The organism is Pseudomonas donghuensis, assembly GCF_000259195.1.
Taxonomy (GTDB): domain Bacteria; phylum Pseudomonadota; class Gammaproteobacteria; order Pseudomonadales; family Pseudomonadaceae; genus Aquipseudomonas; species Aquipseudomonas donghuensis.
In genome coordinates, this window is sequence record NZ_AJJP01000220.1 from 1 (window position 1) to 9,667 (window position 9,667).

8 protein-coding genes are annotated in these 9,667 nt (G+C 65.8%); 7 read left to right on the forward strand and 1 reads right to left on the reverse strand.

Features of this window, described 5'->3' with window-relative positions:
• On the reverse strand, positions 1 to 239 hold a 239-nt coding region (locus UW3_RS0102145; RefSeq protein WP_010220536.1), incomplete at its 3' end, for a transposase.
• Between the two features lie 317 nt (positions 240 to 556).
• On the opposite strand from UW3_RS0102145, the gene UW3_RS0102150 reads away from it, so the two are divergent.
• Genes UW3_RS0102150 through UW3_RS0102180 form a run of 7 tightly spaced genes read left to right on the forward strand, consistent with a single transcriptional unit; the run spans position 557 to position 9,642 of the window.
• On the forward strand, positions 557 to 1,348 hold the full coding sequence (locus UW3_RS0102150; RefSeq protein WP_010220537.1) for an enoyl-CoA hydratase/isomerase family protein: 792 nt from the start codon (positions 557 to 559) through the stop codon (positions 1,346 to 1,348).
• Between the two features lie 31 nt (positions 1,349 to 1,379).
• Positions 1,380 to 2,540 (forward strand): acyl-CoA dehydrogenase family protein, encoded by a 1,161-nt coding sequence (locus UW3_RS0102155; RefSeq protein ID WP_010220539.1) that lies wholly within the window; start codon positions 1,380 to 1,382, stop codon positions 2,538 to 2,540.
• A gap of 14 nt (positions 2,541 to 2,554) precedes the next feature.
• Positions 2,555 to 4,645, forward strand: coding sequence for an acetate--CoA ligase family protein (locus UW3_RS0102160; RefSeq protein ID WP_010220541.1), 2,091 nt, complete (start codon positions 2,555 to 2,557; stop codon positions 4,643 to 4,645).
• A 10-nt stretch (positions 4,646 to 4,655) separates the two neighbouring features.
• Positions 4,656 to 6,263 (forward strand): 5-guanidino-2-oxopentanoate decarboxylase, encoded by a 1,608-nt coding sequence (locus UW3_RS0102165; protein WP_010220544.1) that lies wholly within the window; start codon positions 4,656 to 4,658, stop codon positions 6,261 to 6,263.
• Between the two features lie 28 nt (positions 6,264 to 6,291).
• Entirely contained in the window at positions 6,292 to 7,482 is a 1,191-nt protein-coding gene (locus tag UW3_RS0102170) for a pyridoxal phosphate-dependent aminotransferase (protein ID WP_010220546.1), read from the forward strand.
• Positions 7,475 to 8,890 carry an aldehyde dehydrogenase family protein gene (locus UW3_RS0102175; protein WP_010220547.1) on the forward strand — a complete coding sequence of 472 codons (1,416 nt, stop codon included), beginning with the start codon at positions 7,475 to 7,477 and terminating at the stop codon, positions 8,888 to 8,890. Before UW3_RS0102170 ends, UW3_RS0102175 begins: the two co-directional genes overlap by 8 nt.
• A gap of 50 nt (positions 8,891 to 8,940) precedes the next feature.
• A complete protein-coding gene (locus UW3_RS0102180) occupies positions 8,941 to 9,642 on the forward strand; it encodes an NAD(P)H-dependent oxidoreductase (protein WP_010220548.1) in 702 nt (233 codons plus the stop codon).
• Positions 9,643 to 9,667 lie beyond the last annotated feature (25 nt).

Sequence of the window (9,667 nt, forward strand, 5' to 3'; positions counted from 1 at the left end):
TCCAGCCGATTGATTCGAGCTTCCAGCTCCTGGATTTTCTGCTGTTCGGGCGTCAGCGCTTTACTGGTCGGAGTTACACCATTTCGCTCTTCCTGAAGCTGGTTAACCCATCGACGCAGGGCCGACTCCACCAGCCCAAGTGAACGGGCGGCATCGATATGGCTGTAGCCCTGGTCGAGCACCAGGCTGGCAGCTTCGCGCTTGAATTCTGGGGTAAAGGCACGACGTTGCTTGATCATCAGACACCTCTCTATGGCGAGCATTTTCGCCTAAATGGGTGTCCGGAATCATTAGACCACTACACCTGACCAGCCTTTATAACTTTTCTATCGGCCGCCCTCCGGGGCGGTTTTTTTGTCATGAGTTGTGCGAAGTTGTAACGGTGGTCTAATCAAGTATTTTTCGAGCGCTTTAAAACCTTATAAAGCAATAAGATAAATTGCTTTTGTGAAATATTTTTAGAGTTACAAAGTCGTTTGCCTTCTTGTTGAACACTCGTTTAGTATGGCCTCACGCCCCCACCCCTCATACCTACCACAATAATTCGAGGCCACCCATGACCCCTCCTGCGTCGCTGCTCAGCCAGGTCGAAGCCGGCATTGCCTGGATCACCCTCAACCGCCCCGACCAGCGCAACGCGCTGGACATCCCCAGCCTGAAAAACCTGCATGCCTTGCTCGATGCCCATAACGCCGACCCGGCGGTGCGCGTGGTGGTCTTGACCGGCACCGGCCGCAGCTTCTGCGCAGGCGCCGACCTTGCTGAGTGGGCCGAAGCCGAAGCCCGCGGCGCCCTGGAGAGCTACGGCTGGACCGAAACCGCCCATGCCTTGATGCAGCGCCTGCACAGCCTCGACAAACCAACCATCGCCGCCATCAACGGCACCGCCGTCGGCGCCGGCATGGACCTGACCTTGTGCTGCGACCTGCGCATTGCGGCAGCTTCGGCGCGGTTCAAGGCCGGCTACACCAGCATGGCCTACAGCCCGGATGCCGGTGCCAGTTGGCACCTGCCACGGCTGATCGGCAGCGAACAGGCCAAGCGCCTGCTGTTTCTCGATGAGCTGTGGGGGGCCGAGCGCGCCCTGGCGGCCGGGCTGGTGGGCGAGGTGTGCGCCGATGACCAGTTGCTGGCGGTGACCGCCGAGCTGGCCGGGCGCCTGGCCAATGGCCCGACCTTCGCCTTCGCCCAGACTAAACGGCTGATCTGCGACGGTGCCCAACGCACCCTGGGCGAGCAGCTACAGGCCGAGCTTGCCGCTGGGCTGCTGTGCGGGCGTAGCGCGGATGGCGCCGAAGCGTTGCGTGCTGCCGTCGAAAAGCGCACTGCTAATTTCGTTGGTAAATAGATACTTACACGCACTTCTTCAGGATCGACTCATGAATTTCCAACTGACCCAAGAACAACAAATGTTGGTGGAAGCGGTACGCAGTTTTGTCGCCAAGGAGTTACTGCCCCATGAGGAGGCCGTCGACCGCGCCGACGAAGTTTCGCCAGAGCTTGCCGCACAGATCCGCGGCAAGGCCATCGCCGCTGGCTTCTACGCCTTCAACATGCCCGAGGAAGTCGGCGGCGGCGGCCTCGATTACCTGTCCCAGGCGCTGATCGAGCGCGAGCTGTCGAAGGTGTCGTGGGCCCTGCATGTGTTTGTCGCGCGCCCGTCGAAGATCCTCATGGCCTGCAAGGACGAACAGATCAACGATTACCTGCTGCCGTGCATCCAGGGCGAGAAGACCGACTGCTTTGCCCTTACCGAGCCGGGCGCCGGCTCCGATGCCAATGCGATCAAGACCCGCGCCGTGCGCGAGGGTGACAACTTTGTGCTCAACGGCAGCAAGCACTTCATCAGCCATGCCGGGCATGCCGATTTCGCCATTGTCTTTGCCGTCACCGACACCTACGAGCACAACGGCAAGACGCGCAACGCGGTGACCGCCTTGCTGGTCGACCGCGGCACCCCGGGCATGACCATCCGCCGCGGGCCCAAGTGCGTGAGCAACCGCGGCTATCACACCTTCGAGCTGTTCTTCGATGACTGCACGGTGCCGGCCAGCAAAGTGCTGGGTGAAGTCGGCAAGGGTTGGGAAGTGGCCAACGCCTGGCTCACCGCCGGGCGGGTGATGGTCGCCGCTAACTGTGTTGGCCAGGCCCAGCGCGCCCTTGACGTGTCGCTGCAGTGGGCGGCCGACCGCAAGCAGTTCGGCCAGCCGATCGGTACTTACCAGGGTATCTCGTTCAAGCTCGCCGACATGGCCACGCAGATCCGCGCCGCCGAGCTGTTGACCCTGCACACGGCCTGGAAGATGGACCAAGGCACGATGACCGATGGCGAGGCGGGCATGGCCAAGCTGTTTGCCAGTGAAGTGCTGGGCAAGGTTGCCGACGAGGCCGTGCAGATCTACGGTGGCATGGGCCTGATGGACGAAGGGCCGGTCGAGCGGATCTGGCGCAATGCGCGGATCGAGCGGGTCTGGGAGGGGACCTCGGAGATCCAGCGGCACATCATTTCCCGTGAACTGCTGCGCCCGCTGTTGCGCTGATCAGGAGCCTGCTCATGTTACGAGACAATCTCAAACGTCTGCTCGCCCCGCGTCACCTGGCGTTCGTCGGCGGGCGCAGCATGGCCCGGGCGCTCAAACGCTGCGCCGAGGGCGGTTACCAAGGGCCGATGTGGCTGGTCAACCCGCAGCACGACAGCCTCGACGGCGTGCCGTGCGTGCGCAGCATCGGCGAACTGCCCTGTGCACCGGATGCGGTATTTATCGCCACCAACCGCGAGCTGACCCTGACCTGCGTGGCCGAGCTGGCCGCCAAGGGCGCCGGCGGAGCGATCTGCTACGCCTCGGGCTTTGCCGAAACCGGCGCCGAAGGCCTGGCCCTGCAGCAGCAACTGCTCAAGGCTGCCGGCCACATGGCGCTGCTGGGCCCCAACTGCTATGGCCTGCTCGACTACCTGCACAACGCCGCGCTATGGCCGGTGGCCCATGGCGGCAAGGCGGTGGAGAAGGGCGTGGCGGTGCTGACCCAGAGCGGCAACTTTGCCTACAACCTGTCCATGAGCGACCGCTCGCTGCCGGTGGCCTACATGGCTTCGGTGGGCAACCAGGCGCAGATCGGCATTGCCGAACTGATGGACGCGCTGCTCGATGAGCCGCGGGTGACTGCCATCGGCCTGCACCTGGAAGGCCTGAAGAACGTGCCGGGCTTTGCCCGCGCCGCGCACAAGGCGCTGGTAAAGGGCATCCCGATCATCGCCCTGAAAACCGGGGTGTCGCAAATCGGTGCGGAACTGGCACTGAGCCACACCAGCTCGCTGTCCGGCTCCGATGCCTTGTACGACAGCCTGTTCGAGCGCCTCGGGGTGATCCGCGTCAGCGGCCCGGTGAGCTTTGTCGAAACCCTCAAGGCCGCCGCCTGCGGCCACTTGCCCAAGGGCGGCAGCCTGATCGCCCTGGCTTGCTCCGGTGGCGATGCCGGGTTGATCGCCGACTATGCCGAACGCAACGATCTGAGCCTGCCGAAGCTGGAAGACGGCCAGGTCCGCGAGCTGGCCCAGGTGCTGCCAACCTATGCCAACCTGGTCAACCCGCTGGACTTCACCACGGCGATCTGGGGCGATGCCGCCGCGCTTGAGCGTATGCTCGACAGCGCGCTGCGCATCGAGGCCGATGCCGCCATGCTGGTGCTCGACTACCCGGCCGAGTTCACCGGCGAGCGCAAGGAGTGCGACCTGCTGCTGGAGCTGTACTGCGCGGCGCTCAAGCGTCATGGCAAGAGCGGTTTTGTCACCTCGGCCTTGCCCGAACTGCTGCCGGCCGTTGCCCGCGAGCGCCTGCATGCCCATGGCATCGCCGCGTTGCAGGGCGTCGAGGACGGCCTGGCGGCCTGGGGGCGGATTGCCGCTTACCAGGGCAAACGCCAGGCGCTGCTGGCGCTGGGCGAGTCGGCGTTGCCGCCGCTGTGCCCGCAGGCGCTGCAGGGCGAGGGCACACTGCTCAACGAGTGGCAATCCAAGCAAGCCTTGCAGGCGTTCGGCCTGCCGGTGCCCACGGGCGTGTTGAGCACCCCGGAACAGGCACTCAAGGATGCTGAAAGCGTTGGCTACCCGCTGGTGCTCAAGGCGGTCAGTGCGCAACTGCCGCACAAGACCGAAGCCGGTGCCGTCGCCCTCAACCTGCGCGACGCCCAGGCCCTGGGCGCGGCGCTGGAACAGATGCGTACGCGGATTGCGGCCTATGCGCCCGGTGTAGCGTTCGACCAGGTGCTGCTCGAACCCATGGCCAGCGCGCCGCTGGCCGAGCTGATCGTCGGTATCAAGCGCGAGAACGACTTCGGCCTGGCCCTGGTGATCGGTGCCGGCGGCATCCTCGTCGAGCTGCTCAAGGACAGCAAGAGCCTGTTGCTGCCGACCACCGACGGCGCCATCCGCAAGGCCGTGCTCGGCCTGCGCAGCGCCGCCTTGCTCCAGGGCTTTCGTGGCCGCGAGGCAGCTGACCTGGAGGCGCTGGTGGCAGCGATCCGTGCGGTCGCCGACTACGCCTGCGAAAACGCCGCGCAATTGCTGGAGCTGGATGTGAACCCATTAATGGTCAGTGCCCAGGGCACCACCGCGGTCGATGCGTTGATTCGCCTCGGCCAGGTATAAGGAGATGAACATGCACAACAGCCCATTGACCGGTGGCCAGGCCCTGGTGCGCCTGTTGGCCAACTACGGCGTCGATACCGTGTTCGGCATTCCCGGGGTGCACACCCTGGAGTTGTACCGTGGCCTGCCCGGCAGCGGCATCCGCCACGTGCTGACCCGCCATGAACAGGGCGCAGGCTTCATGGCCGACGGTTATGCGCGGGTCAGCGGCAAGCCTGGGGTGTGCTTCGTCATCACCGGCCCCGGCGTCACCAACGCCGCCACCGCCATCGGCCAGGCCTATGCCGACTCGATCCCGATGCTGGTGATTTCCAGCGTCAACCACACCGCGAGCCTCGGCAAAGGCTGGGGCTGCCTGCACGAAACCCAGGACCAGCGCGCCATGACCGCGCCGATCACGGCGTTTTCCGCCGTGGCCCTGAGCGCCGAGGACCTGCCTGAACTGATCGCCCGTGCCTACGCGGTGTTCGACAGCGAACGCCCGCGCCCGGTGCATATCTCGGTGCCGCTGGATGTGCTGGCCGCACCGGTCGCCCGCGACTGGAGCACTGAAGTGGTGCGCCGCCCGGGCCGGGGCGTGCCGGCCAGCAGTGTGCTGGATCAGGCAGCCGGCAAACTGGCAGGCGCCAGGCGGCCGATGATCATCGCCGGTGGCGGCGCCCTGGCCGCTGCCCAGGAACTGCAACAGCTGAGCACCCGCCTGGCCGCGCCGCTGTTCACCAGCGTTGCCGGCAAAGGTCTGCTGCCACCGGATGCGCCGCTCAATGCCGGTTCGTCCTTGTGCGTGGCGCCGGGCTGGCAACTGATTGCCGAGGCCGACGTGATCCTCGCGGTCGGCACCGAAATGGCCGACACCGACTTCTGGCGCGAGCGGCTGCAGCTCAACGGCGAGTTGCTGCGGGTGGATATCGATCCGCGCAAGTTCAACGACTTCTACCCCTGCGCGGTGGCTTTGCAAGGCGATGCCCGGCAAACCGTCGCCGCCTTGCTCGAGCGTTTGCCGCACGCGCCGCGCGATGCTGGCGCCGCCATGGATGCCGTCGCCAGCCTACGCCAGGCGGTCAAGGCCAGCCACGGCCCGCTGCAGGCGATCCACCAGGCGATCCTTGACCGGGTCGCGGCCGAGCTGCCGGCCAACGCCTTTATCAGCACCGACATGACCCAACTGGCCTACACCGGCAACTATGTCTATGCCAGCCGGGCCCCGCGCAGCTGGCTGCACCCGACCGGTTACGGCACCCTCGGTTACGGCTTGCCCGCCGGTATCGGCGGCATGTTCGCCACAGAGGACCGCCCGGGCCTGGTGCTGGTCGGCGATGGCGGCTTCCTCTACACCGCCCAGGAACTGGCCACCGCGGTCGAAGAGCTGGAGCGCCCGCTTGTGGTACTGCTGTGGAACAACGATGCCCTGGGACAGATTCGCGACGACATGCTCGGTTTGGATATCGAACCGATCGGCGTGCTGCCGCGCAACCCGGACTTCATCGGCCTGGCCCGGGCCTTTGGTTGCAGCGTGGCGCAGCCGCAAAACCTGGATGACCTGCAACGGGAACTGCGCAGCGGCTTTGCCCGCAACGGCGTAACCCTGATCGAGCTCAAGCACGCTTGCGCGCGCTGAACTTCAACCGCTTTTTTGGGAGACTGCCATGCGCTTTTCCGATCTGACCCAACGTATCGCCGGGGACGGCGCCGCCGCCTGGGACATCCACTACCGTGCCCTGGAACTGCTGGACAAAGGCGAAGACGTGCTGCTGCTGTCGGTTGGCGATCCGGATTTCGACACCCCGGCGCCGATCGTCCAGGCCGCCATCGACAGCCTGCACAACGGCCACACCCATTATGCCGACGTGCGCGGCAAGCTGGCCCTGCGCCAGGCCATTGCCCGCCGCCATCAGCAGCGCAGCGGCCAGCCGACCGGCGCCGATCAGGTGACGGTGCTGGCCGGGGCCCAGTGCGCGCTGTTCTGCGTGGCCCAGTGCGTGCTCAACCCTGGCGATGAAGTGATCGTCGCCGAGCCCATGTACGTCACCTATGAGGCGGTGTTCGGCGCCTGTGGCGCCACGGTGATCCCGGTACCGGTGCGCCCGGAGCACGGCTTCCGGGTGCAGGCCGAAGATGTCGCCGCGCGCATCACCAGCAAGACCCGCGCCCTGGCCCTGAACAGCCCGCACAACCCCTCCGGCGCCAGCCTGCCGCGCAGTACCTGGGAGGCGTTGGCCGAGTTGTGCATTGCCCATGACCTGTGGATGATCTGCGATGAGGTCTACAGCGAGCTGCTGTACGACGGCGAACACATCAGCCCCGGCAGCCTGCCGGGCATGGCCGAGCGCACGGCGACCCTCAACAGCCTGTCCAAGTCCCATGCCATGACTGGCTGGCGGGTCGGCTGGGTAGTGGGCTCGCCAGCGCTGGCCACGCACCTGGAGAACCTGGCACTGTGCATGCTCTATGGCTCGCCGGATTTCATCCAGGATGCGGCGGTAGTAGCGCTGGAGCAGCAATTGCCGGAGCTGGCAGCCATGCGCGAAGCCTACCGCCAGCGCCGCGACCTGGTCTGTGAGTGCCTGGCCGACTGCCCGGGCCTGCGTGCGCTCAAGCCCGATGGCGGCATGTTCGTGATGGTCGATATCCGTGAAACCGGCCTCAGCGCCCAGGCGTTCTCGAATCGCCTGCTCGATCACCATGGCGTGTCGGTGCTCGCTGGTGAAGCCTTCGGCCCCAGCGCCGCCGGGCATATCCGCCTGGGCCTGGTGCTCGGCGCCGAACCGCTGCGCGAGGCCTGCCAGCGCATTGCCCGTTGCGCGGCTGAGCTGATGGAGGGTAAAGCCCATGCGTGACTATCCGCGGCTGTTTATCGATGGCAGCTGGCAGGTGCCGTCGGGCCAGGGCCTGGCCGAAGTGATCAACCCGGCCACCGAAGCAGTGGCAGGCCGGGTGCCGCTGGGCGACGAGCAAGACGTCAACCGGGCGGTGGCAGCGGCGCGCAACGCCTTTGGCCGCTGGTCGCAAACCCCGTCGAGCGTGCGCGCCGGCTACATTCGCGCCCTGGCCGAACAGCTCAAGGCCCGCGCCGATGAGATGGCGGCCGTCATCACCCGCGAGCTGGGCATGCCGGTGCAGTGGTGCCGGGCGGTGCAGGTCGATGGGCCGATTGTCGGCCTTGAGCAGTACATCGAACTGGCCGGGCTGATGGACGAGGTACGTGAAGTCGGCAACTCGCGGGTGGTGCGCGAGGCGGTCGGTGTCTGCGCCTTCATCAACCCCTGGAACTACCCCCTGCACCAGTTGATCGGCAAACTGGCCCCGGCGTTGGCCGCCGGTTGCACGGTGGTGGTCAAACCGAGCCAGGAAACCCCGCTGCACGCGTTTTTGCTGGCCGAGATGATCGAGGCCATTGGCTTGCCGGCCGGGGTGTTCAACCTGGTCAGCGGGCCGGGGGCCAAGGTCGGTGAGGCGCTGGCCCGTCACCCGCAGGTGGACATGGTCTCGTTCACTGGCTCCACCGGTGCCGGCGTGCGCGTGGCTCAGGCCGCGGCGCCGACGGTCAAGCGCGTGTGCCTGGAACTGGGTGGCAAGTCGCCGCTGCTGATCACCGCCGATGCCGACCTCGACGCCGCGGTGCGTTATGGCGTGCAGGACGTGATGATCAACTCCGGGCAGACCTGCACGGCCCTGACTCGCATGCTGTTGCCGGCCAGCCGCTATGAAGAGGCCGTGGCAATCGCCCTGGATGAAACCCGCCAGCTGGTCATGGGCGACCCGCAAGACCCGAACAGCTTCCTCGGACCCATGTGTTCGGCGGCGCAGCGGCGCACCGTGCTGGACTACATCCGCATCGGCCAGGAGGAGGGCGCACGGCTGCTGTGTGGCGGTGACACGGGGCCGGGCTTTGAGCGCGGCTTCTATGTGGCGCCGACGCTGTTCGCCGACGTCGATAACCGCATGCGCATCGCCCAGGAAGAGATCTTCGGCCCGGTGCTGTGCCTGATCCCCTATGCCGATGAAGCCCAGGCGCTTGCCCTGGCCAACGACTCACCCTTCGGTTTGTCCAGCGCGGTGTGGGCGGCGGACCGCGAGCGGGCCCTGCAACTGGGCCGGCAATTGCGGGCCGGGCAGTGCTTCGTCAATGGCGCGGGGTTCAATTACCAGGCGCCGTTTGGCGGCTACAAGCAGTCGGGCAACGGCCGCGAGTGGGGCGAGGAAGGCCTGGCCGAGTTCGTCGAAGTTAAAGCGATTCAGTGCTGATGAGCCTGAAGGCGTCCCGTATTGCTGTGCACACCGTTTAAGGACTCCCCATGAATGTACTGATCGTTCACGCTCACCCCGAGCCGCAATCCTTTACCGCCGCCTTGCGTGACCAGGCTATCGAAACCTTCACCGCCCAGGGCCATCAGGTGCAGGTCAGCGACCTGTACGCGATGAACTGGAACCCGGTGGCCAGCGCCGATGACTTCGTCAGCCGCGAGAACCCCGATTACCTGGTGTATGCCCTGGAGCAGCGCCTGGGGGTCAAGAGTCAATCGATTGCCGCCGACATCCAGCAGGAGCTGGACAAGCTGTTGTGGGCCGACCTGCTGGTGCTCAACTTCCCGATCTTCTGGTTCTCGGCACCGGCCATGCTCAAGGGCTGGATCGACCGGGTGCTGGTCTCGGGGGTGTGCTACGGCGGCAAACGCTTTTACGACCAGGGCGGGTTGGTGGGCAAGAAGGCGCTGGTGACCGTGACCCTGGGCGGGCGCGAGCACATGTTTGGCGACGGGGCGATTCACGGGCCGCTGCAAGACATGCTGCGGCCGATTTTGCGCGGCACCCTGGCGTACGTTGGCTTCGAGGTGCTGGAGCCGTTTGTGGCCTGGCATGTGCCATATATCAGCGATGAGGCGCGCAAGGACTTCTTGCGTAGCTACCGGCAGCGCCTGGCTCATTTGTCGGATGACCAGCCGCTGGAGTTTCCGCGCTTGGCGCAGTTTGATGAGGCGTTGTATCCGTTGGCTTGAGGGCCTCATCGCGGGGCAAGCCCGC